Origin of the sequence: Actinoallomurus sp. CA-142502, from assembly GCF_050936355.1 — a bacterium.
GTDB classification, from domain to species: Bacteria; Actinomycetota; Actinomycetes; order Streptosporangiales; family Streptosporangiaceae; genus Actinoallomurus; species Actinoallomurus iriomotensis.
On the sequence record NZ_JBNJMY010000001.1, the window covers coordinates 1,039,824 to 1,064,687 of the forward strand.

The window sequence follows — 24,864 nt, forward strand, 5'->3', positions numbered from 1 at the left end:
GAAGTCGATTGTTCACTCGAATGCTCACATCGAACGCAATGTTGCCTTAGCGTTACAGGATGATCAAGGAGGGAGGACGGCGCGGGGAACGGGACCGCCTCGGCCGACGACGATATGAAGCCTCAAATCCGGCAGCTCGCCAGTCTCGGTGAGCAGCTCCAGTCGGCACGATACCGGTCCTTTGTCGGCCGTTCCGCCGAGCTGGCGCTGTTCCGTGCGGCGCTGGACCGCGCCGCCGACTCCTTCGCGGTGCAGTTCGTGACCGGACCCGGAGGCGTCGGCAAGTCGACCCTGCTGCAGCGGTTCGCCTACGAGGCCGCCGTGGCCGGCCGGATCGTGGTCGAGATCGGCGAGCACCGGCCGCCGCAGTCCCCGGAGGCGTTCGAGGCCGACGCGATCAAGATGTTCACCGACGAGCCCGCGGCGTTGTTCGTGGACGACTTCGAGACGTACCGGCCGCTCGAAGGCTGGCTGCGGGACCGGTTCCTGCCCCGCCTTCCCGCCGGCTCGCTCGTGGTCTTCGCGGGCCGGCGACCGCCGGGGGCCATGTGGCTGTCGGATCCGGGCTGGCGGGACGTCCTGCAGGTGATCACCCTGGGCGACCTGTCGCGTGATGACGCGGGCGCCCTGCTCACCGCGCGCGGGGTGCCGGTCGCCCGGCACCCGGCGGTGCACTCCTTCGCCGGAGGCCACCCGCTGGCCCTGTCCCTGGCCGCGTCGGCGGTCGACGACGTGACCGGCCGCGAGGGAGCCGAGTGGACCCCGTCCCCGGACCTGATCGGCGCGCTGCTCACACGGCTGGTCGGTCAGGTGCCCTCACCGCTGCACCAGCAGGCGCTGGAGGTCAGCGCCCACGTGCGGACCACCACCGAGGGACTGCTGCGCGCCGTGCTGCCGGAGGTCGACGCGGGCGCCCTGTTCGACTGGCTGCGGCGCCTGTCGTTCATGACGTCCGTGCCGTCGGGCATCCGTCCGCACGAGGTCATCCGCGAGGCGCTCGACGCCGACCTGTCCTGGCGCGATCCCGAGCGGTACCAGGACATGCACCGCCGGCTCATCCGCCACTACGTCGGTGAGGCACGGACCGCGCCGGACCCGCCGAGCTTCGCCCAGCTGGAGGCGCTGATGTACCTCCTGTGGCACGGCTCGGGCCTGTTCGGTGAGCAGGAGGAGTACGACTTCCGCGAGGACGTCGTACGGGCGGGCGACCGGAGAGCGCTCCTGGACATCACCGTCGCGAACACCAACGACGAGACCGCCGCCATCGTGGAGTTCTGGCTCGAACGGCGGCCCGAGGCGTTCTCCGTCTACCGGAGTTCGATGTCGGGGGAGCCGGCCGGGTTCGTGCTGACGCTCCGGCTCACCGAGCCCGACGCCGAGGAGAACGCCGTCGACCCGGTCGTGGCGGAGGCGTGGTCGTACGTCCGCCGGGTGAGCCCGCTGCGCGAGGGCGAACACCTCGCGCTCGCGCGGCTCATGCTGGCGCGCGACGCATTCCCCTCGCCGGTCTCGGACCTCATCGCCGCGCGGCTCGTGACGATGGCGATCCAGGACGAGGGCGTGGCCTGGACCTGCATGGTCGTGTCGGACCCGGAGCGTTGGCAGCGGTTCGCCCTCTTCGGCGAGCAGGACCCGTTGATGGTGGGGGTCGGCGACCGCATCTTCGGGCTGTTCTGCCGGAACTGGCAGGAGACGCGGCTCGACACCTGGCTCGAACAGCTCACTCCGCGCCGTACGCCCGCGGCCTGGCGGGCACCGCGGCACCGCGCCGTGCGCACGTACGCGGTGCTGTCGCGGGCCGAGTTCGACGCGGGCGTCCGTGGCGCGCTGCGCTCGTGGAACCGGCCGGACGAACTGGCGGCCAGTCCGCTGGTCCCGGCCCGGGTGGTCGCCGAGACGGGAGGCGAGCCGGTCGAGGCGCTGCGCAGAGTGCTGCACGAGGCGGTGGAGAAACTCGCCGCCGACCCGCGCGAGGTGAAGCTGTATCGGGCGATCACGATGACGTTCATGCAGAACACTCCGACGCAGCAGGCCGCCGCGGACCGGCTGGGCCTGCCGTTCAGCACCTACCGCCGGCACCTGACCCGCGGCCTCGAACGGGTCTGTGAGCTGCTGTGGCATCGGGAGCTGCTGGGCGTGAGCGGCGTGGAGGCGTCCTGACCGGGCGGATGAAGACCGACGACGCGGTCGGCGCACCGCGAGCGCCGTCGTCGGCGTCGGCGGTGCGCCGGCCTCACTCCGTACGCGAGGGGCGTCAGCGTGACGGGTCGCGGTTGAACAGCTTCTTCGACCAGAGGTAGCCGACCAGCGCGATGCCGACGCACCAGGCGACGGCGACGATCCCGTCGTTGCCGATGGGGGAGCCCAGCAGCAGGCCGCGCAGCGCGTTGATGACCGGCGTGAAGGGCTGGTACTCGGCGAACCAGCGCAGCCCGGCCGGCATCGAGTCGGTGGGCACGAACCCGCTGCCGAGGAACGGCAGGAGCATCAGGGGCATGGGCGCGTTGCTCGCGGACTCGACGGTCTTGCTGACCAGGCCGAGCCCGACCGACAGCCAGGTGAGCGCCAGGACGAGCAGCGTGAGCAGGCCGGCCGCGGCGAGCCACTCCATGGGGCTCGCGGTGGGGCGGAACCCGATCGCCAGCGCGACGGCCACGACGAGCGCCATGCTGAGCAGGTTCTGGATCACGCTGCCGACGACGTGCCCGGTCAGCACCGAGGCGCGGGAGATCGCCATGGTGCGGAACCGGGCGACGATCCCCTCGGTCATGTCCATCGCCACCGACACCGCCGTCGCGGTGGCGGCGCCCGCGATGGTCATCAGGATGATGCCGGGCGTCACGTAGTTGACGTACGCGTGCCGGCCGCCCGCCGCGCCGCCGAGCCCGTTGCCCATCGTGCCGCCGAAGACGTAGACGAATATCAGCAGGAAGACCACCGGCATCCCGGCGATCATCAGCGTCATCGACGGGTAGCGCAGCATGTGCCGGAGGCTGCGGCGCAGCATCGTCGCCGAGTCACGCGCGGAGAGGGTCAGGGCGCTCATCGAACAGGCTCCTTCTCGGGTTGGCCGGTGAGGGTCAGGAAGACGTCGTCGAGGTCGGGGGTGTGGACCGACATCTCCTCGACCTCGATCGACTGGTCGTCGAGCCGGGCGAGCAGGGTCCGGATCGACCGGACGCCGCCGTCGCTCGGCACGCGAAGGGCGAGCCCCTCCTCGTCGGTGGACACCTCGCCGAGCACGTGTGTGGCCGACCGCAGCGCGTCGGCGTCGGCGAACCGCAGGCGGATGTGGCCGCCGGGGATGCGGCGCTTGAGCTCGTCGGCCGTGCCCTCGGCGATGAACCGCCCGTGGTCGAGCAGGGCGATCCGGTCGGCGAGCTCGTCGGCCTCTTCCAAATACTGCGTGGTGAGGAAGATGGTGACGCCACCCGCGACGAGGTCACGGATGATCTGCCACATGGTGCGACGGCTGCGCGGGTCCAGGCCGGTGGTCGGCTCGTCGAGGTAGATGATGCGCGGGTCGCCGACCAGGGTCATCGCCAGGTCGAGCCGGCGTTGCATGCCCCCGGAGTAGGTGGCGGCGGTCTTGCCCGCCGCGTCGGTCAGGTCGAACCGTTCGAGCAGCTCGGCGGCGCGGCGGCGGCCCTCCGCGCGCCTCAGGTGGTGCAGGTCCGCCATCAGCAGGAGGTTCTCCTCGCCGGTGAGGAGCCTGTCGACGGCGGAGTACTGGCCGGTGACGCCGATCGCTGCGCGTACGGCGTCGGGCTCGCGGGCCAGGTCGTGACCGGCGACGCGCACCTCGCCGCCGTCGGCGCCGATGAGCGTGGACAGGATCTGCACCATGGTGGTCTTGCCGGCGCCGTTGGGTCCGAGCAGCGAGAAGATCGTTCCCTCGGCGACCTCCAGGTCGACGCCGTCGAGCACGACGTTGTCGCCGTACGACTTGCGCAGCCCGGTCGCCATGATCGCTGGGGCGGTGGTCATGGTTCCTCTTTTCGGTTGTGGTGCCTCAGGGGCGGCGGATGACGATGTCGCCGTAGCCGGTGCGCGCGTACACCTCGACGGTGTCGTTGGATTCGCCGGGGCCGTCGCCGGCCTCCAGCTCGCTGCGGACGGTGCCGAACTTCGAACTGACGTCGAGCCAGGCGGCCGTGCCCTCGCGGACTCCGAGCTCCAGCTCTCCGAAGCTGGTCTCCAGCACGACCGCGCCGTGGACCACCTCGTCGACCCGGACGCTGCCGTACGCGGTCTTGGCGTTGACGGAGCCCAGGGCCCGGTGGACGTTGATGTCGCCGTTGGCCGTGTTCAGCCGCGCGTCGGCGGTGACCGCGCCGATGGTGATGTCGCCGTTGGCGGTCTTGACCACCGCCGCGCCGTCGATCTCGCCGATCCAGATCTTGCCGGTGGAGGTGCTCACGTCGGTGTACCCGTCCGTCCGGGCGACCGAGACGTCTCCGGCGGCGGTGCGCAGCTTCAACGCGCCGGTGTGGTCGAGGCGGACGGAGCCGGTGGCGGTGTCGAAGCTGGCATCGCCGAGGCGGCCCTGGCTGCGATAGTTCGCCCAGCCCTTGGCGTCGACGCGTGAGCCGGCCGGCAGCTCGATCGTCACGTCGAGCGACGGCGGGCGGCCGATGAGCGAGCGAAGCTTGTTCTTGGGCCCTCTCACGGAGAGCTGGCCGCCCGCGTACTCGACCTGGGTCTGTTCGGCGGCGGTGACGTCGCCCTCCCTGGTCGGGTCACTCGGGCGTACGTCGACGACCGTGTCGGCGCGGTCACCGGCGTTGATCTGCACCCGGCCCGCCGTGATGTCGATGACCGCGGTGATGGGCTCGGGAGTGTCGTATTTCGGCATGGCGGTGCCCTCTCGGTGGCTTCGGCCGGTGTTTCAGGGATGGGAGGAAGGCGGGTCGCGTCAGCGAACCCAGCCGGTGTAGCGCTGCCCGAGCTGCGTGCCGCTTCGGCCGCCGCTCGGACCGCTGCCCGGGCTGCCGCCCTGGTCGCCGAGTTCGAGGGCGACGGTCACGGCGCGGACGAGCCAGGCGTTGACCGACAGCCCCATGCGGTTCGCGGCCTCGTCGATGCGCGGCTTGAGATGTTCGGGGAGACGCAGGGTGATGCGTGACGTGCCGCCGCTCTCCTCGGGCTCGGACGAGGCGGGCGGCCGCACGCCCATCGTGACCTCGATCGCGCCGGCGATCGCGTTCCGCAGAGCACCGTGTGACGTCTCGTCTGACGTCACTTCGGTCGGCGGTGGCGTCACGACGAAGTCAGGGTCGCGTCCACGCAGGCGAACCTCGACCGAACCCGGTGCCAGGTCGGTGGTGATCTCGTCCGCGGCGGCCGAGAGAGCCTCGAGCATGGCGAGCCGGGCCGCCGACTCGAGCGCCGTCCCGAGCCGTTCGGCCATGGCGCGAACGTCATCGCCTCCGGCCTCGGCGGCGACCGCGAGCTCCCGGCGAAGGTTGGTGATGTACGGGGTGAGGTCCATGACGCCATACTGACATCATCGTGACGTCACCGCAAGCATGGAAGCCTGCGGATGTGACGTCATGGCTTCCGAAGCACAGCGGAAGGTCCCTCTAGTCCAGCCGCTCCGGCTGCAGGCGAGTGGAGTCCCGGGGGCGACGAGGACGAGCTGATGGACCGCGCTCCGCCGAGCTCAGCGGACGGCGACGCGCAGTTCTGGATCCCCGACCCCGGGGACGTGTCCGAGGACGGTGAGGGAGTCGCCCGCATCGGGGCGACCTGGCGCCCGAGCCGGACGAGCCGGAGGACCGCTGGATCGCCGACCACGTACCGCCCGAGCGCCCGGCCTTCCGCATGTCCCTGGACCGCGCCCGTAGCTCGTTCGGCAGGGCGGCCGCGACGAGGCGTGGAAGGTCATCGAGGCCGCGCTTCCGTTCCGGGGGCCGAGTCCCCGTACCTGCCCTGCTCACTGGCCCGGCGTTCCGCGAGGTGACCACCCCGCCGGGCCCGGGCCGTCGGCTCGGCGGCGCGGGTCGTGTGTAGCGTCCGGTCAGTCGTCCTCGTCGGCGGCGCTCTCCAGCTCGTGGGCCTGCGAGGCGAGGACCTCGCGCCGCCGGCGCATCCTCAGTACGCGCTCGTTGGCCGACACGTGCTCGTACGGCTCGGCGGCCACGACCGGGACGCCCCTCTCACCGGCGGCGGCCGCCAGCGTCTCGCCCACCTGGGGCAACGCGCACAGCGCGAGCGCGGAGAACAGGCCGGTCGTCGACTGCTTGTTCCGCTGGATCCGCCCGCGGTGCACGATCTCGCAGGCGACGAGTCGCGGCGCGTCGTCGTCCTCCGCCGCCGCCTCGATCTGCTTCTCGAGGTCGACCGTCATGGCGAGCAGGACCTGGAGGATCTTGGTGACGGCCCACTTGCGGCCCGGAACCGGTGGCAGGCGGGTGCGCAGGTCGTCGATCGCGAAGTCCCAGACGGCGCCGACGGCGAGGTCCGTGAGGGGGCGGGTACGGACCTCGGTGACCCGGCCCCACTCCACCGTGTCGCCGTCGAACCCGATCTCGTCGGGCCCGATCGCGATGGCGCCCAACCTGTCGAGCGGGGCGAGGAGCCGGCCGGTCAGCCGGGGCGCCTTCGGGTGCGCGGCGACGATCCCGCCGATGGACAGCTTCCACGCCTCGGTCAGCGGCAGCGCGGGCGGCCGGACGGCCTGCAACTGGTTCAGGACCCAGTCGTCGGCCTGCCGCGCGGTCGCCACGGCGCCGCGTCCGGCGGCGCTGAGCGCCTCTTTGTCCAGACTCGCGGCCTTCTCCCGGCCCACGTTCGTCGCCTTGTCCAGGCCCGCGCCGGCCGCGCGCCTGACGTCGCCCACCCGATCCTTCAGACCCATGCCTGTGCCGTTCCGTACGCGATCATCCCGGATGCATCATGCCGTACGCGTTCGCGCGTCCACCCGGCCCCCGGCTGGCGCCCGGGCGGTCGCGGCCTGAAGACTGTCCTGTCCTGGGACAAGTCCGTCCGAGTGACAGGAGCGTGACCGTGCCGCCAGCACGTACGAGTAGCCGGGTCTGGATCCGGATGAGTGCGCGTCCGATCGATGAGCCCCACCGGGTCTCGAGCCCCCTGGAGCTTCTGTTCGACCTCACCTTCGTGGTGGCGGTCGCGGCGCTCACCGACCAGCTCGCGCACGGCGTCGAAGGCGGTCACGGCCTGACCAGGCTCGTCCCGTTCCTTCAGGTCTTCTTCGCGATCTGGTGGGCGTGGATGAACTTCACCTGGTTCGCGTCGTCGTACGACACCGACGACGTCGCGTACCGGCTGCTGACCATGGTGCAGATGGCCGGAGTGCTCGTCCTCGCCGCGGGGGTGCCGGCCGCGTTCGACCACTCCGACTACCGTGCCGTCACGCTCGGTTACTTCGTCATGCGGGTCGGGCTCGTCGCCCAGTGGCTGCGGGCCGGCGCCGAGGACCCGTCGAGCCGCCGCACCGCGCTGCGGTACGCCGCCGGCATCGCCCTCGTGCAGGTGGGCTGGGTGCTCCGCCTCTTCTTCGGGGACGCCTCGTCCGTCCGGCTTCCACTGTTCGCCTGCCTGGTCGTGCTGGAGCTGATGGTGCCCCGGTGGGCGGAGCGGGTCAGGTCCACCAACTGGCACCCGCACCACATCGCCGAGCGCTACGGGCTGTTCGTGATCATTCTGCTCGGCGAGAGCGTCCTCGCCGTGGCCCGGGGCGTGGAGGGCGCGCTGCGGGGCACCGCCATCAGCGGTCCCTTCCTCACCATCGCCTTCTCCGGCCTCGTCCTGCTGTTCGCCCTGTGGTGGATCTACTTCCTCGCCCCGGCCGGCGAAGGCCTCCGCGACCGGCGCGACCGGTCGTACCTGTGGGGCTACGGCCACTACGCCATCTTCGCGAGTCTCGGGGCCCTCGGTGCCGGGCTCGAAGTGGCCGTCGGGCAGACCGGGCACAAGCTCGAACCGTCGCCCACGGTCATCTGTTACGCCGTCGCGATCCCCGTCGCCGTCTTCCTGACCCTGCTCCGGCTGGTGCAGGCGCCCATCGCCTCGGAGGGGGCGATGCACCCCGGTGGGGTGGCGGTCGGCGTCGTCGCCGTCGCGCTCCTGCCGCTGGCGGCCCCGGCGATGGGCGTGGCCGCCGTGGTCGCGGCCGTCGCCGGCGTCTGCGTCCTGCTGGTCGCCGTCACCATCGCGGCCGGGCGGGACCGGCCGGCGGCGTAGGGCGCCCGATGCGGTCACGGGGTGTCGTCGGGCTCGACGGCCCAGCGGTGTTCGACGTTCGTGAGACGCCAGTACGCGATCGCGACGGCCCAGACGACGACGAACAGGCCGACGATGACGAAGCCGACGTTGTCCAGGTCCAGCCCGGCGACCCAGTTGGTCACCGGGCTGTCCAGGCCCGCGTCGTCGTGCAGCAGGCCGACGATCTCGACGGTGCCGATGACGAACGCGACGGCGACCGACAGGCCGGTGATGGTGAGGTTGTAGTAGACCTTGCGGACCGGGTTGGCGAAGGCCCAGTGGTAGGCGAAGTTCATGAACGTGCCGTCGAGGGTGTCGAACAGGCTCATCCCGGCGGCGAACAGCACGGGCAGGATGAGGATCGCGTACCAGGGCAGGCCGCTGGCCGCGCCGCTGCCGGCCAGCACGAGCACGGTGATCTCGGTGGCCGTGTCGAAACCGACGCCGAACAGCAGGCCGATCGGAAACATCTGCCACGGGTGGGTGATGGCGCGCAACAGCCGGCCGAGGAAGCGGTTGAACAGGCCGCGCTGGTCCAGCTCGGCCTGCAGGGCGCGTTCGTCGAAGTGACCTTGGCGCATCGTCCGCCAGACCCGGAGGATGCCCAGCAGGGCGAGCAGGTTGAGGAACGCGATCAGGTAGAGGAAGCCGCCGGAGACGCTGGTGCCGATCAGGCCGAGCGTCTGGTGGGTTCCCGAGCCCTGGTCCATGACGGTGCCGGCGATGTGCGTGCCCAGCGAGATGAGCGCGGTCAGCAGGACGACGACGCTGGAGTGACCGAGCGCGAACCAGAACCCCACCGAGACCGGACGCTTGCCGTCGGCCATCAGCTTGCGGGTGGTGTTGTCGATCGCGGCGATGTGGTCGGCGTCGAAGGCGTGCCGCATGCCCAGCGTGTAGGCGGTGACGCCGAGCCCGACGCCGAACACCTTGGTGCCGACGGCGTAGTGCTGCGGCGCGACCAGCAGGATCAGCACACCCCACGCGGCGATGTGCACCGCGACGATGACGCCGAGCAGCGCGGCGAGACGCGTCCAGTCCCGCCGTTCGAGCGCGGACCGGACGGAGAACGAACGTGGGCTCATGGGGGAGATCGCCTTCCAGCACCTCGTGGACGACTGCGTCGGTGCCGTGGCCGGTCTCCTGGCTGACGGGTCTCGCACCGCCCGCCTTCCCAGGCCCCGAGGGGCCCAGTGGCGTGCATGGGCGGTGCACCCGATCACAGTGGCGAGGGCCGCGCCGGTCCTTCACCGGCTTCCCGAACACCACGGCGCTCACAACGTACGACGGAAGCGCGAAGCCTGCAAGGCTGATTGATCATGCAGATGTCGCGCCCGCACGCGTGAGGCGCGGGAAGATGGGATCATGCATCTCGTACCCGCCGACCGGGCCGGGCGCCGCATCATCGACGATCACCGGGTGTGCGACGCGATCGCGGCGGTCGGAGACTCGGGCGACGTCGCGCGGTGGGCCGGTCGCTTCGCGGTGCTGTCCGATCCGAACCGGCTCGCCCTCCTCCTGGCGATTCACGCCGCCGCACCGATCAGCGTGACCGACCTGTCCGTGGCCACCGGCATGAACGACGCCGCCGTCTCCCAGGCGCTACGCCTCCTGCGCACCGGCGGCCTGGTGACTGGCGAACGCACCGGACGCGTCATCCGCTACCGGCTCGCCGACCCGGTCATCCACTCCCTGCTCCACCTCGTGCGACCTCCGCACGAGGCTCCGTGACGCCGGAGGCCGCGGGCCGCTCGTGCCGGCGGGCGGCCCACCAGGCGAGCACCGCCAGGACGCAGAACCCGGCCGCGGCCGCGCAGGCGCCGCCCCAGCCCCAGCGGCCGTACGCCGCCGTGCCCGTCGTCGTGCCGAGTGCTCCGCCGACGAAGTAAACGGTCATGTACACGGTGGTGATCCGGGACCGGGCCCCGTCCACCAGGTCGTAGAGCACCGCCTGGTTGGTCACGTGCACGGCCTGGCTGCAGGCGTCCATGAGCAGTGCCCCGACGACCAGCCAGACCAGCCCGTACGTGCCGGCGGCGAGGACGCCGAAGGAGGCCAGCATCAGGACGAGGGCGGCTCCGGTGACCTGCCACGCGAGGTTCCGGTGCCGGTCCAGCAACCGTCCGCCGACGAGCACACAGCTCGCGCCCGCCGCGCCGACCAGCGCGAACAGCCCGATCTCGGTCTGCGTGTAACCGAACGACCGGCCCGACAGCAGGAACGTCACCGTCGTCCAGAAGCAGCTGAACGCCGCGAACTGGGCCGCGCCGACCAGCGACCGCCGCCGCAGCACCGGCTCGCTCCGCGCCAGCCGTACGACGGCGCGCATCTGCGCGAGATAACCGATCCCGACCTCGCGGGCCTCGGCCGGCAGCACGCGGCCCACGACGATCGCGGTGACGGCCATCAGCCCGGCCGCGACGGTATAGACACCGCGCCACCCGGCGAGACCGGCCACGACGCCGGCGAACGTACGGGAGAGCAGGATGCCGAGGAGCAGGGCGCCCATGAGCGTGCCGATGATTCCGGCGCGCTGGTGGGGAGCGGCGAGCGTGGCGGCGTACGGGATGAGCATCTGCACCACGACCGAGGAGAGGCCGATGACCACGGCCAGCACGCTCAGCAGGGCCAGTCCGGGCGCGACGGCGGTGGCCGCGAGCGCCACCGCGTCGATCGTCAGCAGCGTGGTGAGCAGCGGCCGGCGGGCGATGATGTCGCCGAGCGGCACGACCAGCAGCAGCCCGGCGGCGTACCCGAGCTGTGTCGCGGTGACGAGCGCGCCGGCCGAGGAGTCGGCCGTCCCAAGGTCGTGGGCGATGCCGTGGACCAGCGGCTGCGCGTAGTAGATGTTCGCGATCGTGACGCCGCAGGTCAGCGCCAGCAGCCGGACCAACGCCCGTGACAGGGCCATGACCACCCCCGAGGCTCGGAATCCCGGCCTCGCACCCTAGCCCCCTAAACTGAGCCTCCGTCCGCGGCGTCTGGGGGAAATCTTGACCAGCAGGTTCACCGAGTTGGTCGTCGACTGCCACGATCCGGAGCGGCTCGCGGCCTTCTGGTGCGCGGCCCTGGACTTCACGGTGATCGACCGGAGCGAGGGCAAGGTCGAGATCGGCTCCTGGGAGCCGACCGTCGAGGAGGTCCGGGCCCGCCAGATGCCGCCCACCCTGGTGTTCATCCGGGTGCCCGAGGGCAAGACGGTGAAGAACCGGCTCCACCTCGACGTCAGCCCGATCGACGGCGGTACCGACGATGAAGTGACCAGGTTGCTCGGCCTCGGCGCCGTCAAGGTGGACGTGGGCCAGGGCCCCGACCGGAGCTGGGTGGTCATGGCCGACCCCGAGGGCAACGAGTTCGACGTCCTGCGCACCCTGGCGCCGCCGACGACCTGATCGGCCCCAAGGGTCAGTGGGGAAAGCCGTACCGGCCGTGCAGCCGGACGAAGCAGGCCGGGATCAGGGTGCTCCGGCGCTCCAGCCCGGTCGCCGTACGCTCGAACAGCACCACGTCCTCCCGCCCGCCCGGTCCGATGGGCTGCACGAGCCGGCCGCCGGGCCGGAGCTGCTCGGCCAGCGGCGCGGGCACTTCGGGGTAGGCGGCGGACACGATGACGGCGTCGTACGGCGCGAGCTCCGGTACACCGCCGCTGCCGTCGCCGACGCGCGGCTCGACGTTGGTGACGCCGAGCCGGGCGAGGTTTCGCCGGGCCCGCCGGGCCAGGTCGGGCCGGTACTCGACGCTCACCACGTCCCCGGCGAGGCGTGCCAGCAGCGCGGTCTGGAAGCCGAGGCCGGTGCCGATCTCCAGCACGTGCTCGCGCCCGTCGAGGCGGAGCCCCTCGATCATCCGTGCCGACAGCGACGGCTGCGTCGTGACCTGCCCGTGGCCGATCGGGATGGGCACGTCGTCGTAGGCGCGCCCGACCTGGTCGGCGGGCACGAACGCGGCGCGTGGCGTCGTCCGGAGGGCCTCGATCACCCGCTCGTCACGGATCCCCGCCGCCCGCACGGCCCGGACGAGATCCTCGGGACGCGCGGTCACCCCCTCCTTCGGGCGCCGATCGGCGTCACGGGTCCCGGACGATCATCCGCTGGTTGATCTTGCAACGGGTATGTCTCCACTTGCAGATCACGTTCTGCGTGGCGGCCTGCCCGCCGACGTTCTGGTTGAACACGTGCTGGTTTCCGTTGACGAACGAGGGGCTGTTGACGGACAGGTCGTTCTTGTTGAACTTGCCGTTCCCGACGCCGCTGACGTGGCCGCCGTTCCACTGGCCGTGACCGGATCCCTCTCCGGTGGGCGTCATGGCCGCGTTCGCTCCGGTCGGCGGTGCCAAGGCCACTACCGTGACCGTAGCCGCCCCGGCCAATGCGCCCCGGGCCGTCCGGACGAGCCGTCCCGGAGTGTGGTGGTGGGCCATGTGATGCTGATACCCGGCGCCCGTACGGTGATCACCGGCGCGGGTGATACAGGGCGTCGATGATTACTCGCTCTTTGCCCCAGAACGTCAGCCGTGGCCGGCGTCCTGCGTGCGGAGCGCGCCGAGGATCGTCTGATGGGTGATCCAGCCGACGATGGCGGTTCTGTCGTCGGCCAGCACGGGGACGCCCGTGCCCTGTGTGGTGACGAGTACGTGCAGGGCGTCGGCGAGGGCGTCGTGGGCGATGACGGGCGTGGGCAGCTCGGCGAGCTCGCCGATCGTGGCCGGCCGGCCGTCGCCGTCGGTGAGCGCCTCCGCGGCGGCGCGGGCGGTGACCGTGCCGCAGTATCGGCCGTCGGACGCGGTCACGGGCAGGACGCCGTGGTCGGAGGTGACCAGCAGGCGGGCCGCCTCTTCCAGCGCGGTGGTGTCGGGAAGCGACGGGGGAACCGGTTCCATCACCTCGCCGACCGGCGTGGTGGCCAGCGGGTTCACCGGCTCATGGGCATCGAGGTCGACGCCCCGGCGCCGGAGCTTGAGCGTGTAGATCGTGTCGCCGGACAGCACGCGGCTCACGACGGTCGCCAGGACGATGGCGAGCATGAGCGGCAGGATGATCGAGTACTCACCGGTGAGCTCGAACATGATGATCACCGCGGTGATCGGCGCACGGGCCGCTCCGGCGAACACCGCGCCCATGCCGACCAGCCCGTACGCCCCGGGGGAGGTGGCCAGGCCCGGAGCCAGATGGTGCGCGACGATGCCGTACGCGCTCCCGGCCATGGCGCCCATGAACAGGCTGGGCGCGAAGACGCCTCCCGAACCACCGATGCCGATGGTGAGGCTCGTCGCGAGGGCCTTGCCGGCGAGCAGAAGGAGCAGGAAGCCGATGAGGTACCGGCCGCCGATGGCGTTCTCCAGGACGGGGTAGCCGACGCCGTACATCTGGGGCAGCGCGAGAAGCAGTCCGCCGAGGACGAGGCCGCCGGTGGCCGGGCGGAGCCATTCGGGGCCGCGCCAGGCCCAGTCGCACAGGTCCTCGACGAGGTAGAGAACGCGCGTGAAGCCCACACCGGCCGCTCCGGCGAGCACTCCCAGACCGGCGTACAGCAGGTACTCGGCCGGGTGGCTCACGTGGAAGGCGGGCAGCTGCAGGAACGCGGTGTCACCGAGCGCGGCGCGGCCGACGACGCTGGCGGTCACGCTCGCCAGCACGACCGCGCCGAAGGACTCCGCGGTGAAGTCGCGCAAGATCAGCTCCATCGCGAAGAACACACCGGCCAGAGGCGCGTTGAACGTTGCCGCGATCCCACCGGCCGCACCGCAGGCGACCAGGATCCGGAGCCGGTTCTCGGTCAGCCGCAGGGCCTGGCCGATGCTGGAGCCGAGCGCGGAGCCGATCTGCACGATCGGGCCCTCCCGGCCGACCGAGCCACCCGATCCGATGCACAGCGCGGAGGCCAGGGACTTGACCACCGCGACCCGTGGGGCGATCCGTCCGCCGCGCTGGGCCACCGCGAACATGACCTCGGGAACCCCGTGGCCCCGCGCCTCGCGCGCGAACCGCTGCACCAGCGGCCCGTACAGCAATCCGCCGACGACCGGGGCCAGCAGGACGAACCAGGGCCCCAGCCAGGGCAGACGTGGGTTGGACGCGTGTCCCGCCGCCGAGTAGTCGGCGTGTCCGGAGAACAGGTGGGTGAAGGTGACGATCAGCCAGCGGAACGCGATCGCGCCGAGTCCGGCGCCCGCGCCGACCACCAGTGCCGTCACCAGCACCCCGGACGGAGCCTCCCGCAGGCTCGTGGCGGCGGCCGCGAGACCCCTCCGCGCGCGGATCGGCCCGTGTCCTTCGTCGGCGGAGGAGGCGGGAGGACATGCGGAGGTGCGGAGTTCTTTGCCGGGGGCCATAATTGCATTATGCAACGTTGCCCGTAGTGACGCGAACCACCTTCAGGGCGGAGTCAGGTCAGCGTCTCGCAGAGGTTCTCCACCGTGGCGTGCACGTCGCTGAAGATCCGGGTGCCGTCGGTGTGCCCGACGACCGTGAACCGCCCGTGCAGGATGTACCAGCCCGGCGGGAAGCCGGGACTCGCGACGCGGACGGGGATGCTTCCCCCGCCGTCGAAGTGGTACTCCCTGCCGCCGTCCTCGAGATAGCGGATGAGGGCATAACCGGACACGTCTCGTACGACGGAACGGCCTGTGCTCGCGTTGGTGAAGCGGATCACGAGGGGTCCGCGGGCCTCTTCGACCTCGACCGAGCCGTCCGGGTAGGTGGAGAGGGTCCGTGCCTCGGTCGTGTCCCGGACGATGTCGCCCTTCATGGTGAAGGAACAGACTCCGGAGGTCACGAACGGCTCGGTCGGAGCGGGGTGCCAGTCGCCCTTCCCGGCGGCGCCTGCGGCCGGGGCGAGCAGGCCCACCGCCGATGCCGCGACCGCGACAATGGTGAACGTACGGCGCATTGCCATCCTTTCGTCGACAAGTGAACGCATCATCGGGAGGAAGCGCCTTCACGTGCGAGGGTTTCGGTGTAGAGCGAAAGGCCGAGAAATGCTCCGAATTCGTTTCACGGCGGAAGATCTTCTGCGGGTGCGCATCGCCTCCGCCCCGGCCCCGCTGATGGAGCTGGGCATGGCCATCGCCACGCTCCGGCGCGACGACGCCGTGTTCAGGCGTTGGGCGCGCCGGATCCGGCTGCCTCGCAGCGCTCGGCCGCTCTTCGAACTGATCCCGCCCACCGCCGGCGGGCCCGTTTTCCTCGACCCGGTGAGCGAGGATTTCGATGACGGCTTGGACAGAGTGCTGTCCACCCCCCGCGACGACGTGAGCGCGGAACTCGCCCGGGGCTGTCGGCCCACGCCCTGGACGAAGGGGCTGATCGACGGCGAACGCGACGCCTGGCAAACCTTGGAGCGCGCGCTTCGCGGCGCGTACGACGGCCTCATCGAAGCGGAGTGGACCCGGGTCCGCGCGAGCTTCCATGCCGACGTCGCATGGCGGCAGATGCTGTTGTCCCAGGAAGGGCTGCGAGCGGCCCTCGTCAGCATCTGTCCCGGCTCCAGATGGGACGGTGCCACGCTGGAGATGAACGTGCCGTGGGAAGGCGAACGGCTGCTGGAAGGACGCGGCCTCACCCTGCTGCCGTCCCCGTTCTGGACGGGCGGGCCGCGGACCAGCGTTCATCCGGACGGGTCGATGCTGTTGGTCTATCCGGCGCTCACTCCGATGCCGCTGATCGAACCAGAGGACGGCGACACCCTGGGCGCGCTGGTCGGCCAAACCCGCGCGGACGTCCTGCGCGTACTGACCGCGCCACGGACGACCACCGAGCTCGCCGGAACTCTGGGGATCAGCGGGGCGTCGGCGTCCGAACATGCCCGGACCCTGCGCCGCGGCGGGCTGGTCGTCACACGGCGCACCGGCAGGGCGGTCACGCATCTGATCACGCCGCTCGGCCTGCGCCTGCTCAACGCGGAGTAAGCGGGGGCTCCGCTCAGGAGTCGCCCTGCGCCGGGGTGACCGGTGCCTGCAGCAGCCCGGCGATCGCGTCGATCAGTCCAGTGGCCGCGTCGTGCCAGCTGGCGCGGGCGGTGGGTCGTCCGTCGGCCAAGGCGCGCTCACGCTCGGCGGTCACGTGCATCATCAGCTGGCGGATCATCTCGTCGCGCTCGGCGCGTACCTCGGGCGGCAACTCGGGCAGGCACCGCTTCAGCCCCTCCACGGCCCGGTTCAGCGACGGCGACGCGAGCGACTCGGCGGTCATGATGTCGCGCAGCTCCGGATCGGTCATCACCTGCGCGGCGAAGCGGGCGAACCAGCTGGGGCTCTCCAGCGTGGCCAGGTGCTCGGCGTTCGGGCGTACGAGGCAGGCGATCCAGTCGCGAGGATCCGTGGAGTCGGCGGCCTCGGCCACCATCCGTACGCGGATCTGCTCGATCTCATCGCTGTGCCGGCGCACGATCGCGCGGACCAGGTCGGTCTTGGTGCCGAAGTGGTAGTTGACGGCGGCGTTGTTGCCCTGGCCGGCGGCCTCGCTGATCTGGCGGTTGGACACGGCGAACACCCCGTGCTCGGCGAACAGCCGCTCGGCCGCGGTCAGGATCGCCTCTCGCGTCGCCTGTACTCGCTCGGCGCGTGCCGTTCCGCCTGCCATGTCCGTCTCCTCACCGTCGCACCGGCAGCCCGTGCGGCCCTCCGGTGGCCCGTCCTTCGCCTCGGCCGCGGCTTCTCCGCCGAGGGCGGCGGGTCCGAGGGAGCGTAGCCGGTCGGGAGACACGCCGAGCACCTGCCCGAGGCGGGGGAGCGTCCGCGCTTCCTGTCCTGCCCGGCGCCGACCTGCTGTTTCCAGTGAAGCTCTTCCGCTATGCTAAGTCAATCAGTTGATTTAAATCGAGCGCGCCGGACACGCTCCCGACGGAGGTTCCGCATCTCGTGAGCCGAGCGATCGACGGGACTTCCGCCGCACCGGCACCCCTGGACATACGTACGGAGGCTCGACCCATGTCCCATGCCCAACCCCCCGCGCCGGGGGCGTCCGCGCCGCCGCGGGCGAACGTCGTCGTGGCGGTCCTCGCCTTCGGCGGGATCGTGGTCTCGCTGATGCAGACCCTCGTGATCCCGATCGTTCCGGAGCTTCCGCGTCTGCTGCACGCCACCGCCTCGAACGCCGCCTGGGCCGTGACCGCGACGCTGCTGGCCGCGGCCGTCGCCACGCCGGTGATGGGACGCCTCGGCGACATGTACGGCAAGCGCCTCATGTTGCTGTTCAGCCTCGTCATGCTGGTGGTCGGGTCGGTCGTGTGCGGGCTGAGCGACTCCCTGGTCCCGATGATCGTGGGGCGGGTCCTCCAGGGGTTGGCGTCCGGCGTCATCCCGCTGGGCATCAGCATCATGCGCGACGAGGTTCCCGCCGAGCGGCTCGCCGGCGCCACCGCGCTGATGAGCGCCTCTCTGGGCATCGGCGGAGCGCTCGGTCTGCCCGCCGCCGCGCTCATCGCCGACCATTACGACTGGCATGTGCTGTTCTGGGTCTCTGCCGGGCTCGGCGTCCTCGTCACCCTGCTCGTGCTCGGGCTGGTGCACGAGTCGGCGGTACGCAGCGGTGGGCGTTTCGACCTGCTCGGCGCCATCGGCATGGCGGCCGGCCTGGTCTGCCTGCTGCTGGGGATCTCCAAGGGCGCCGACTGGGGATGGACCAGCGGGACGATCCTCGGGCTGTTCGCCGCGGCCGTCGTCATCCTGCTGCTGTGGGGATGGTTCGAGCTGCGCACCCGGCAGCCGCTGGTGGACCTGCGCACCACCGCCCGCCGTCAGGTGCTGTTCACCAACCTCGCCTCGGTGGCCACCGGCTTCGCGATGTTCGGAACGTCCCTGATCCTGCCGCAGATCCTCGAACTGCCCAAGGCCACCGGGTACGGACTGGGCCAGTCCGTGCTGCACGCCGGTCTGGTGCTGGCGCCGACGGGCCTGGTCATGATGGCCATGGCTCCGCTGTCCGCCCTCATCACCAAGAGGATGGGCCCGAAGGTGACCCTGATGGTCGGCGTCCTGATCGTGGGCGTCGGCTACGGACTGAGCATCGTGCTGCTGCACGCCGTCTGGGAACTGATCCTGACCTCCTGCGTCATCGGCGCCGGCATCGGCTTCGCCTACGGCGCGATGCCCGCGCTCATCATGGGCGCCGTACCCGCGTCCGAGACGGCCGCCGCCAACAGCCTCAACACCCTGATGCGGTCCCTCGGCACGTCGGTCTCCAGTGCCGTCGCCGGTGCCGTACTGGCCAAGATGACCACCACCTTCGGCAACGTCGCGCTGCCCTCCCTGGACGGCTTCCGTGTCGTGATGGCGGTCGCCGGCGGCGCCGCCGTGCTCGCCTTCCTGCTCGCTCTGTTCCTGCCCGGCCGCCGGCCGGCCGCCGCCAGGCTCGCGGCGCCCGTGCCGACACCCGAACCCGCCGGCGTGCCCGCGCCGCGCACGCCCGCCTTCTCCCAGTCCGGCCCCCACGCGAATGGCGCGCCTTCCCGGCATGCCGCGCCCGCGCCCGCCTTCGCCGGAACCGTTCCGGGCGACGGGGCGAGCGGCGGGATCCTGGTGAGCGGGCGCGTCCACAGCCCGAACAACGTGCCCGTGACCGGGGCCGCGGTGACGCTGATCTCGCTGGAGGGACAGCAGCTCGGCCGGTCGCTGGCGCAGGGCGACGGCTCGTACGGCATCGGCGTGCCCCGCGCGGGTTCGTACTTCCTGATCGCCTCGGCGGCGGGCCACCAGCCCCACGCCTCGACGATCGTCGTCGGTGACACGCCTTTGCCGTACGACATCCTGCTCGGGAGCGGCAGCGGCCTGGCCGGTACGGTACGGGCCGCGGACAGCGGAGCACCGGTCGCCGGAGCGGTCATCGTCGCGACCGACGTCCACGGTGACGTCCTGACCACCGGGCAGACCGACGCGCTGGGCGAGTTCACCCTCGGCGACCTGGCGCCGGGGACGGTCACCCTCGCGGTCAACTCGCCCAAGCACCGGCCGTTGGCCCTGCCCGTCGAGATCGAGAGCGGCGAGACCGCTCGCGTCGACGTCCGGCTCCAGCCGGGTGCGCAGGTGCGGGGCACGATCCGCGGGGGAGGCGCACCGCTCAGGGACGCGCGCGTGACGATGGTCGACGCCGCGGGCAACGTGGTCGCCACCACCACGACCGGCCTCGACGGTGAGTACGCCTTCGCGGACCTGGACGGCGGCGTCTACACGGTCGTCGCGACCGGCTACCGGCCGCAGTCCGCCGAGGTGGTCGTGACCGGCGGCGACGTCGACGGCCACGACCTCGAACTCGCCCCAGGCGACGAGTAGCCGCCCCGCGGGCGCCCCGACGTGGGGCGCCCTCCTCGCCGGGGGCGCGCCTGCTCGCGTCCCCGGCCGTACGGAAGAGAAGAGAAACGCCATGCCACTCAGCGCGCGAGTTCGCGCCCGCAACGGCTGGGCCGTGCCCAACGCGGTGCTCACGGTGACCGACATGACCGGCGCGCAGATCATGCGTGCGGAGGCCGACACCGAGGGCGCCGTCGCCGACGACGCGCCCCTGGCCCCGGGCCGCTACACCGTCATCGTCACCGCCCCCGGGTACACGCCCGCCGCGTCGACCGCGCTCGTCACCACGAGCGGCCGCGCCGAACTCGGCCAGATCGTGCTCGGCCGCCAGGGCGGCGCCGAGCTGCCCCCACCGGGCCCGTGGACCATCGACCCGGCGCACTCGTCCGTGGCGGCGGTGGCCCAGCACCTGGGCCTGTCCAGCGTGCGCGGCCACTTCACCGACTTCGGCGGGCGCGTCGAGGTGGCCCCGGACGCCGACAAGTCCCGGGTCGAGGCGGTGATCCGCACCGCCTCGATCGACACCCGCAACGGCATGCGCGACGACCACCTCAGGTCGGGCGACTTCCTGGCCGCCGAGCAGTACCCGGAGATCACCTACCGCTCGACCGGCCTGACGCCCGCCGGTCCCGACCGCTGGACCGTCCACGGCGAACTCGGCCTGCGCGGCGTCACCCGCCTCGTCGACCTGGACCTCGTCTACCTCGGCACCGGCCCCGACCCCTGGGGCGGCGTCCGCGCCGCCTTCCGCGCCACGACCGAGCTGCGCCGCGAAGACTTCGCGATCAACTACAACCAGGTCCTCCAGACCGGGATGGCGATGGTCGGCACCACGCTGAAGGTGGAACTCGACATCCAGGCGGTGCAGGGGGAGACCCTGCCGGCGGCGTGAACGCCGGGGCTCATCCCGCCCGGCCCCGGTGACGCCGCGCCAGGACCACCGGCAACGGCACGAGGATGACGGTGCTCGAGACCCAGAACGACCCGAAGAGCCCGGGCGCCAACCGGATGACGAGGCCGAGGGTGAGGAAGGCCGTCGGGGCGGCGCCGCCTGGCACGTGGAGCGTCCCGTAGGCAGTCGTGCCTTCTACGACGAAGGACACCTGCTCGTCGCGTGCGGGCAACCAGGTCGCGGAGTCGTGGTGGCCGTCGGCGGTGAACCCGGCCGCCAGGGTGGCGCTGGCGGCGGAGACGCGACCGTGACGGCGGCGGTGGAGGCCGCCGCCGCGAGTGCGAACGCGACTCTGGCGATTATCGGCTCGTGGCCTGTTCGACCAAGGCCACGGCCGCGCGAGGGTCGTCGACTTCGACTACCAGGCGGGTATAACGTTCGTCGGTCAGCTCCACGACCACGGCCTTGAGCGCGTCATGTACCGCCCAGAAGACCTTTTCGCCGTCCCGGTGGAAAGTGCCCGCCGTGATCACCCCGGGCACGTGCGTGCCCGACGCCCGAATCCCCTTCGGCTCACCCAAGATCCCTGGGTCCACCGTGGCGCCCCGCACGTGCGCGAGTGGAATGGTCAGCTTGCTCTTCAAAGCCCACAACTTGTCCATTCCCTCCATTTCCACAATCAGGTCCCGACCTTGCACACTGATGACTGCCATATCAGATCTCCTTACTAGGCAACGTTTCCTGCACATCATTGGCTCTGGGGACGTCACGGTCGGACGCGGTCTCCAGGTGGCGCGCGACATCTGGCCGTCGGCGCAGCCACTGCCCCAGCAGCGCCGCGGTGGCGCGTGGATCACCTGTCGCTTCGTCGAGTTCGGCGAAGACCGACGACACCAGGTCGGCGACCTCCAGATCGTCGGGCGCCCGATCGACCGCGGCGACCAACAGCAGGTCCCATACCGGCACGTGTTCCGACTGGGCCACGTGAGCCAACTGCGGACGGACGTCGCGATCGATGTGATGACGCAACGCCGCCAGATACAGCCCGCGTTTACTGCCGAACACGCCGTAGAGGCTGTTGCGGTGCACTCCGAGTCGAGTGACCAGGTCGTCGATCGAGACACCGTCGTAGGCGCGGCGGGCGAACAGATCCGCCGCCGCCCCCACGGCCTCGTCCACATCGAAAGACCTTCGTCGTCCCATACGACGGACTCTAGGGTTTTGAGGAACGATCAGTCAAGAACGAGTGTTCCTAAAAATCGCGACGCGCCACAGGTGCTGGACCGGCACCCACGAGGGCATGGCGACGGCAGCAACCCGACACCGCACGGTGACCTGGAGCAACGCGGCGCCGCGTATGCGCTGGCGGTCGCCCCCGCGAGCACCACGTGAGCTGTCCGAAGAGGATGTTCGCATCGCGGGTCGTCAACGCTCGCAGGTCGTCATGCTCCTCGGCCGCCACCTTGTCGAGCGGCCCATCCGGGCCGGGATCGGATACGGCGAGAATCGGCGGCTCCTGGCGGGCGGTCTCGACGCCGTACGGGGTGAGTCGGTAGAGGCGGCGACGGGATTCCTCGTTCCCCGGTCTGGAGAGGCGAACATGTTCGTTACGAACTTGTCTGTAACGAACATGTTCGTCATACTTGGGTCATGGCTCCGAGAAACGCGCCCCGCAGCCGCCGTGAGCGGCCCGCCAAGCCGGCCCTCACCTACGACGGCATCGTCGCCACCGCGGTCCGGCTCATGAAGGACGAGGGTCTGCGACGGGTCACCATGCGGCGCCTGGCGCAGGAGCTCGACACCGGGCCCGCGTCGCTGTACGTGTACGTGGCCAATACCGCCGAGCTGCACGCGGCGATCCTCGAAGAGCTGCTCGGCGCCGTCGACCTGGCGCCGGTCGGCGCGCCGGGAGACTGGCGCGACCGGCTCGCCGGCGTGCTCGGCTCCTACACCGAGGTCCTGTTCCAGCACCCCGACCTCGCCCACTCCGCGCTGGTCGCCCGCCCGTCGGGGCCGAACTACCTGGCGCTCGTCGAGGCGGTGCTCGCCCTCCTCCACGAGGGCGGCGTGCCGGACGGGCAGGCCGCGTGGGGCGTGGACGTGCTGCTCCAGGTGGCCACCGCGACCGCGGCCGAGCAGTCCGCGCGCGACCGCGACGCCGCCGCCGAGGACGAGCACCTCGCGCTCGTCGCGGCCCTGCGCGCGGTCCCGGCCGAGACGTATCCGCGGATCGCCGCCCTCGCCGGCGACCTCGTCTCCGGCACTCCCGAACAGCGACTGGCCTGGACCTTCCGCGCCGTCATCAACGGCGCGCGTACCACCGCGCGGACGCCGGACTGACACCCCGTCCGTACGTCCCGCCCTCAGCAACGAAGGGCTTTCCCATGACCGGAACACATCACCCCATGGCCGTCATCGGCGCCGGCCTCGGCGGGCTGACCCTCGCCCGCGTCCTGCACGTGGGCGGCGTCGAGACGCCCGTCTTCGACCTCGACGCCGACCGGCACGCCCGTACCCAGGGCGGCATGCTCGACATCCACGAGGAGTCCGGCCAGGCCGCCCTGCGCGCCGCCGGGCTCCACGACGACTTCCGCGCGCTGGTGCTCCCCGGCGGTGAGGCCATGCGGATCCTGGACAAGCGCGCCACCGTCCTGCTGGAGCAGAGTGACGAGGACTCCTCCCACGCCCGTCCGGAGGTCGATCGCGGGCAGCTGCGCGACCTGCTGCTGGACTCCCTGCCGGACGGGACGGTGCGCTGGGACTCCAAGGTCGTCGCGACCCGCACCCTCGGCGACGGCCGGCACGAGGTCACCCTCGCCGACGGCACCGTCTTCACCACGGACCTGCTGATCGGGGCGGACGGCGCCTGGTCGAGGGTCCGCCCGCTCGTCTCCGACGCCCGGCCCGCCTACACCGGAGTGTCCATGGTCGAGTGCGATTTTCAGGACGCGGCCGCGCGCCACCCGGAGCCCGCGGCCGTGGTCGGCGGTGGCATGCTCTTCGCCCTCTCCGACGCCAGGGGCTTTCTCGGCCACCGGGAGTCCGACGGCAGCCTCCACGTCTACGCCACCGTCAGGACCGGCCGGTCGTGGCTCGACGGCATCGACTTCGCCGACACCGAGACGGCGAAGAAGGCCGTGCTGGAGGAGTTCGCCGACTGGCACCCGGGGCTCCGCGCCCTGGTCGCCGACGCCGACGGCGAGCTGGTGCCGCGTTCGATCGTCGCCCTGCCTGTCGGCCACCGCTGGGACCGGGTGCCGGGGGTGACCCTGCTGGGCGACGCGGCGCACGTGATGTCGCCGTTCGCCGGCGAGGGCGCCAACATCGCCATGCAGGACGCCGCCGAACTCGCCCAGGCCCTCATCGGCCACCCCGGCGACACCGAGACCGCGCTCGCCGCCTACGAGGACGCGATGTTCGCCCGCGCCGAGGTCGCCGCCGCCGACTCGGCCGCGAACCTCGAGCTCTGCCTCGCCGGCGACGCGCCCCACGGCCTGGTCGCCCAGTTCGCCGCGCAGGCCGGCTAACTCGCGGGGGGCTCGTTGATCAGACGCCGGAGGAGGGCGCGGCTCTCCTCCGGTGCGAGGGCGTCGCCCTCCTCGATGCGGTTCCACGTGTCGGTGAGGTCCACCGGGGTGAAGTGAGTGCCCAGCGCGCTGTGCACGAGCGCGAGCCGGTCGCTGACCTCGGGGAATTCCAGCAGGTCGAAGGGGTTCGCGCGCGCCTCGTAGAACAGCGCGCCACGGGGGACCACCCGGATCGTGGTGTCCGGGCGCATGCTCAGGTCGAGCAGGTGGCGCAGCTGGTCCACCATGACCTCGGGCTCGGAGAGCTGGAGCGTCAGCGCGCCCTCGTCGACGATCACGTCGAGGTCGCGTCGCCGGCCGCCGGGGCGGTGGCGCTGGCGGTTGTCGAGCAGGTCCCATTCGGCGTCGACGTCGCAGTCGGGGTCGATGCGGGGGGCGATATGGCGGACGTAGGCCTCCGCGCGTGCGAGGTACGGGACGGTCAGCACGCCGTAGGTGTGGATGACCGAGGCCTCCGACTCCATGATCAGTACGTCGCGGGTGGAGGGTTTCAGGCGTTCGGCGTGGGCGCTCAGCCAGTCGGGCCCGTTCGGCCGGGACGCCAGGTCGATCACCACCTCGGCCACCATGGAGCCCCGGACCTGGTAGCGCTCCATCATCCGCTCCACCTCGACCGGCGAAGGCCATTCGAACCCGGTCTCCACCCGGACCAGCCAGTTCGACTGGCACCCGAGTTGAACCGCCGCCTCGTCATACGACAATTCGAGGAATTCCCGAATTGTCCGTAAGTAAAGCCCCAACCGACGCGCATTGATGTTCGGTTCGCCATGGTCTGTAGGCATGAGGATCTCCCGCTCCCATTGTCGTGCGGTGTGGACCCAATATGCCACTCGTGGCCCCGGCGAAGCCCGTGATCGCCGCATTCGGCGGAACGC

Annotated in this window: 26 protein-coding genes and 1 riboswitch; of the genes, 10 read left to right on the plus strand and 16 right to left on the minus strand. The window is 71.3% G+C overall.

Annotated features, from left to right (window positions below; translation table 11 throughout):
- Positions 1 to 114 precede the first annotated feature (114 nt).
- Positions 115 to 2,160: an AAA family ATPase gene (locus ACQEV1_RS05045; protein WP_433391750.1), complete on the plus strand. Its 2,046-nt coding sequence runs from the start codon at positions 115 to 117 to the stop codon at positions 2,158 to 2,160.
- Between the two features lie 94 nt (positions 2,161 to 2,254).
- On the opposite strand, the gene ACQEV1_RS05050 is transcribed toward ACQEV1_RS05045, so the two are convergent.
- The 5 genes from ACQEV1_RS05050 to ACQEV1_RS05070 all read right to left on the minus strand — a co-directional run bounded on the left by ACQEV1_RS05050 (position 2,255) and on the right by ACQEV1_RS05070 (position 6,841).
- Positions 2,255 to 3,046 (minus strand): ABC transporter permease, encoded by a 792-nt coding sequence (locus tag ACQEV1_RS05050; RefSeq protein ID WP_285633075.1) that lies wholly within the window; start codon positions 3,044 to 3,046, stop codon positions 2,255 to 2,257.
- Positions 3,043 to 3,987, minus strand: coding sequence for an ATP-binding cassette domain-containing protein (locus ACQEV1_RS05055; protein WP_285633072.1), 945 nt, complete (start codon positions 3,985 to 3,987; stop codon positions 3,043 to 3,045). The genes ACQEV1_RS05050 and ACQEV1_RS05055 overlap by 4 nt, the downstream gene beginning before the upstream one ends.
- A gap of 25 nt (positions 3,988 to 4,012) precedes the next feature.
- On the minus strand, positions 4,013 to 4,855 hold the full coding sequence (locus ACQEV1_RS05060; protein ID WP_285633069.1) for a DUF4097 family beta strand repeat-containing protein: 843 nt from the start codon (positions 4,853 to 4,855) through the stop codon (positions 4,013 to 4,015).
- A 60-nt stretch (positions 4,856 to 4,915) separates the two neighbouring features.
- Positions 4,916 to 5,491: a hypothetical protein gene (locus tag ACQEV1_RS05065; protein WP_433391755.1), complete on the minus strand. Its 576-nt coding sequence runs from the start codon at positions 5,489 to 5,491 to the stop codon at positions 4,916 to 4,918.
- 528 nt (positions 5,492 to 6,019) lie between these two features.
- A complete protein-coding gene (locus tag ACQEV1_RS05070) occupies positions 6,020 to 6,841 on the minus strand; it encodes a hypothetical protein (protein ID WP_433391758.1) in 822 nt (273 codons plus the stop codon).
- 206 nt (positions 6,842 to 7,047) lie between these two features.
- Here ACQEV1_RS05070 and ACQEV1_RS05075 point away from each other — a divergent pair, with 206 nt between their 5' ends.
- Entirely contained in the window at positions 7,048 to 8,205 is a 1,158-nt protein-coding gene (locus tag ACQEV1_RS05075; protein WP_433391761.1) for a low temperature requirement protein A, read from the plus strand.
- 14 nt (positions 8,206 to 8,219) lie between these two features.
- On the opposite strand, the gene ACQEV1_RS05080 is transcribed toward ACQEV1_RS05075, so the two are convergent.
- Positions 8,220 to 9,311 (minus strand): HoxN/HupN/NixA family nickel/cobalt transporter, encoded by a 1,092-nt coding sequence (locus ACQEV1_RS05080; RefSeq protein WP_285633058.1) that lies wholly within the window; start codon positions 9,309 to 9,311, stop codon positions 8,220 to 8,222.
- A gap of 31 nt (positions 9,312 to 9,342) precedes the next feature.
- A riboswitch (cobalamin riboswitch) is annotated at positions 9,343 to 9,511 on the minus strand.
- 80 nt (positions 9,512 to 9,591) lie between these two features.
- On the opposite strand from ACQEV1_RS05080, the gene ACQEV1_RS05085 reads away from it, so the two are divergent.
- Positions 9,592 to 9,957, plus strand: a complete 366-nt coding sequence (locus ACQEV1_RS05085) for an ArsR/SmtB family transcription factor (RefSeq protein ID WP_285575294.1) — start codon at positions 9,592 to 9,594, stop codon at positions 9,955 to 9,957.
- On the opposite strand, the gene ACQEV1_RS05090 is transcribed toward ACQEV1_RS05085, so the two are convergent.
- Positions 9,908 to 11,137 (minus strand): MFS transporter, encoded by a 1,230-nt coding sequence (locus ACQEV1_RS05090; protein ID WP_433391764.1) that lies wholly within the window; start codon positions 11,135 to 11,137, stop codon positions 9,908 to 9,910. The two genes, ACQEV1_RS05085 and ACQEV1_RS05090, sit on opposite strands and share 50 nt — an antisense overlap.
- Positions 11,138 to 11,219: 82 nt before the next feature.
- Here ACQEV1_RS05090 and ACQEV1_RS05095 point away from each other — a divergent pair, with 82 nt between their 5' ends.
- Positions 11,220 to 11,618, plus strand: coding sequence for a VOC family protein (locus ACQEV1_RS05095; RefSeq protein WP_433391767.1), 399 nt, complete (start codon positions 11,220 to 11,222; stop codon positions 11,616 to 11,618).
- 13 nt (positions 11,619 to 11,631) lie between these two features.
- Here the strand turns inward: ACQEV1_RS05095 and ACQEV1_RS05100 are convergent, their stop codons facing one another.
- From ACQEV1_RS05100 to ACQEV1_RS05115, 4 genes are all read right to left on the minus strand, one after another.
- Entirely contained in the window at positions 11,632 to 12,267 is a 636-nt protein-coding gene (locus tag ACQEV1_RS05100) for a protein-L-isoaspartate(D-aspartate) O-methyltransferase (RefSeq protein ID WP_433391770.1), read from the minus strand.
- Positions 12,268 to 12,292: 25 nt separating this feature from the next.
- Positions 12,293 to 12,568 carry a hypothetical protein gene (locus tag ACQEV1_RS05105; protein WP_433391773.1) on the minus strand — a complete coding sequence of 92 codons (276 nt, stop codon included), beginning with the start codon at positions 12,566 to 12,568 and terminating at the stop codon, positions 12,293 to 12,295.
- 165 nt (positions 12,569 to 12,733) lie between these two features.
- Positions 12,734 to 14,557 (minus strand): chloride channel protein, encoded by a 1,824-nt coding sequence (locus ACQEV1_RS05110; protein ID WP_433391776.1) that lies wholly within the window; start codon positions 14,555 to 14,557, stop codon positions 12,734 to 12,736.
- Positions 14,558 to 14,610: 53 nt separating this feature from the next.
- On the minus strand, positions 14,611 to 15,114 hold the full coding sequence (locus ACQEV1_RS05115; protein WP_433391779.1) for a hypothetical protein: 504 nt from the start codon (positions 15,112 to 15,114) through the stop codon (positions 14,611 to 14,613).
- A gap of 88 nt (positions 15,115 to 15,202) precedes the next feature.
- Here ACQEV1_RS05115 and ACQEV1_RS05120 point away from each other — a divergent pair, with 88 nt between their 5' ends.
- Positions 15,203 to 16,132: an ArsR/SmtB family transcription factor gene (locus ACQEV1_RS05120; RefSeq protein ID WP_433391782.1), complete on the plus strand. Its 930-nt coding sequence runs from the start codon at positions 15,203 to 15,205 to the stop codon at positions 16,130 to 16,132.
- Positions 16,133 to 16,145: 13 nt separating this feature from the next.
- On the opposite strand, the gene ACQEV1_RS05125 is transcribed toward ACQEV1_RS05120, so the two are convergent.
- Positions 16,146 to 16,805 (minus strand): TetR/AcrR family transcriptional regulator, encoded by a 660-nt coding sequence (locus ACQEV1_RS05125; RefSeq protein WP_285633037.1) that lies wholly within the window; start codon positions 16,803 to 16,805, stop codon positions 16,146 to 16,148.
- A 347-nt stretch (positions 16,806 to 17,152) separates the two neighbouring features.
- On the opposite strand from ACQEV1_RS05125, the gene ACQEV1_RS05130 reads away from it, so the two are divergent.
- Complete coding sequence (locus ACQEV1_RS05130) at positions 17,153 to 19,492, plus strand: MFS transporter (protein WP_432705654.1); 2,340 nt, start codon at positions 17,153 to 17,155, stop codon at positions 19,490 to 19,492.
- A 91-nt stretch (positions 19,493 to 19,583) separates the two neighbouring features.
- The gene (locus ACQEV1_RS05135) at positions 19,584 to 20,402 is read left to right on the plus strand and encodes a YceI family protein (RefSeq protein WP_433391787.1); all 819 of its coding nucleotides are present in this window, start codon (positions 19,584 to 19,586) and stop codon (positions 20,400 to 20,402) included.
- A gap of 10 nt (positions 20,403 to 20,412) precedes the next feature.
- Here the strand turns inward: ACQEV1_RS05135 and ACQEV1_RS05140 are convergent, their stop codons facing one another.
- A complete protein-coding gene (locus ACQEV1_RS05140; protein ID WP_433391789.1) occupies positions 20,413 to 20,568 on the minus strand; it encodes a hypothetical protein in 156 nt (51 codons plus the stop codon).
- 22 nt (positions 20,569 to 20,590) lie between these two features.
- On the opposite strand from ACQEV1_RS05140, the gene ACQEV1_RS05145 reads away from it, so the two are divergent.
- Entirely contained in the window at positions 20,591 to 20,713 is a 123-nt protein-coding gene (locus ACQEV1_RS05145) for a hypothetical protein (RefSeq protein ID WP_285633033.1), read from the plus strand.
- Positions 20,714 to 20,761: 48 nt separating this feature from the next.
- Here ACQEV1_RS05145 and ACQEV1_RS05150 read toward each other — a convergent pair whose 3' ends face one another.
- Both ACQEV1_RS05150 and ACQEV1_RS05155 read right to left on the minus strand, forming a co-directional pair.
- Positions 20,762 to 21,115: a hypothetical protein gene (locus tag ACQEV1_RS05150; RefSeq protein WP_285633031.1), complete on the minus strand. Its 354-nt coding sequence runs from the start codon at positions 21,113 to 21,115 to the stop codon at positions 20,762 to 20,764.
- 1 nt (position 21,116) lies between these two features.
- Positions 21,117 to 21,581: a TetR/AcrR family transcriptional regulator gene (locus ACQEV1_RS05155; protein ID WP_285633029.1), complete on the minus strand. Its 465-nt coding sequence runs from the start codon at positions 21,579 to 21,581 to the stop codon at positions 21,117 to 21,119.
- Between the two features lie 471 nt (positions 21,582 to 22,052).
- Here ACQEV1_RS05155 and ACQEV1_RS05160 point away from each other — a divergent pair, with 471 nt between their 5' ends.
- Both ACQEV1_RS05160 and ACQEV1_RS05165 read left to right on the plus strand, forming a co-directional pair.
- On the plus strand, positions 22,053 to 22,742 hold the full coding sequence (locus tag ACQEV1_RS05160; RefSeq protein WP_433391793.1) for a TetR/AcrR family transcriptional regulator: 690 nt from the start codon (positions 22,053 to 22,055) through the stop codon (positions 22,740 to 22,742).
- Positions 22,743 to 22,786: 44 nt separating this feature from the next.
- Entirely contained in the window at positions 22,787 to 23,929 is a 1,143-nt protein-coding gene (locus tag ACQEV1_RS05165; protein ID WP_433391796.1) for an FAD-dependent oxidoreductase, read from the plus strand.
- Here the strand turns inward: ACQEV1_RS05165 and ACQEV1_RS05170 are convergent.
- Positions 23,926 to 24,852, minus strand: a complete 927-nt coding sequence (locus ACQEV1_RS05170; RefSeq protein ID WP_433391799.1) for a helix-turn-helix domain-containing protein — start codon at positions 24,850 to 24,852, stop codon at positions 23,926 to 23,928. The two genes, ACQEV1_RS05165 and ACQEV1_RS05170, sit on opposite strands and share 4 nt — an antisense overlap.
- Between the last annotated feature and the right edge of the window lie 12 nt (positions 24,853 to 24,864).

Coding starts and splice junctions, on each gene's coding strand:
- ACQEV1_RS05045 (WP_433391750.1), top strand. CDS start 115: ATGAAGCCTCAAATCCGGCAGCTCGCCAGTCTCGGTGAGCAGCTCCAG.
- ACQEV1_RS05050 (WP_285633075.1), bottom strand. CDS start 3,046: ATGAGCGCCCTGACCCTCTCCGCGCGTGACTCGGCGACGATGCTGCGC.
- ACQEV1_RS05055 (WP_285633072.1), bottom strand. CDS start 3,987: ATGACCACCGCCCCAGCGATCATGGCGACCGGGCTGCGCAAGTCGTAC.
- ACQEV1_RS05060 (WP_285633069.1), bottom strand. CDS start 4,855: ATGCCGAAATACGACACTCCCGAGCCCATCACCGCGGTCATCGACATC.
- ACQEV1_RS05065 (WP_433391755.1), bottom strand. CDS start 5,491: ATGGACCTCACCCCGTACATCACCAACCTTCGCCGGGAGCTCGCGGTC.
- ACQEV1_RS05075 (WP_433391761.1), top strand. CDS start 7,048: ATGAGTGCGCGTCCGATCGATGAGCCCCACCGGGTCTCGAGCCCCCTG.
- ACQEV1_RS05080 (WP_285633058.1), bottom strand. CDS start 9,311: ATGAGCCCACGTTCGTTCTCCGTCCGGTCCGCGCTCGAACGGCGGGAC.
- ACQEV1_RS05085 (WP_285575294.1), top strand. CDS start 9,592: ATGCATCTCGTACCCGCCGACCGGGCCGGGCGCCGCATCATCGACGAT.
- ACQEV1_RS05090 (WP_433391764.1), bottom strand. CDS start 11,137: ATGGCCCTGTCACGGGCGTTGGTCCGGCTGCTGGCGCTGACCTGCGGC.
- ACQEV1_RS05110 (WP_433391776.1), bottom strand. CDS start 14,557: ATGGCCCCCGGCAAAGAACTCCGCACCTCCGCATGTCCTCCCGCCTCC.
- ACQEV1_RS05115 (WP_433391779.1), bottom strand. CDS start 15,114: ATGCGCCGTACGTTCACCATTGTCGCGGTCGCGGCATCGGCGGTGGGC.
- ACQEV1_RS05120 (WP_433391782.1), top strand. CDS start 15,203: ATGCTCCGAATTCGTTTCACGGCGGAAGATCTTCTGCGGGTGCGCATC.
- ACQEV1_RS05125 (WP_285633037.1), bottom strand. CDS start 16,805: ATGGCAGGCGGAACGGCACGCGCCGAGCGAGTACAGGCGACGCGAGAG.
- ACQEV1_RS05130 (WP_432705654.1), top strand. CDS start 17,153: ATGTCCCATGCCCAACCCCCCGCGCCGGGGGCGTCCGCGCCGCCGCGG.
- ACQEV1_RS05135 (WP_433391787.1), top strand. CDS start 19,584: ATGCCACTCAGCGCGCGAGTTCGCGCCCGCAACGGCTGGGCCGTGCCC.
- ACQEV1_RS05150 (WP_285633031.1), bottom strand. CDS start 21,115: ATGGCAGTCATCAGTGTGCAAGGTCGGGACCTGATTGTGGAAATGGAG.
- ACQEV1_RS05160 (WP_433391793.1), top strand. CDS start 22,053: ATGGCTCCGAGAAACGCGCCCCGCAGCCGCCGTGAGCGGCCCGCCAAG.
- ACQEV1_RS05165 (WP_433391796.1), top strand. CDS start 22,787: ATGACCGGAACACATCACCCCATGGCCGTCATCGGCGCCGGCCTCGGC.
- ACQEV1_RS05170 (WP_433391799.1), bottom strand. CDS start 24,852: ATGCGGCGATCACGGGCTTCGCCGGGGCCACGAGTGGCATATTGGGTC.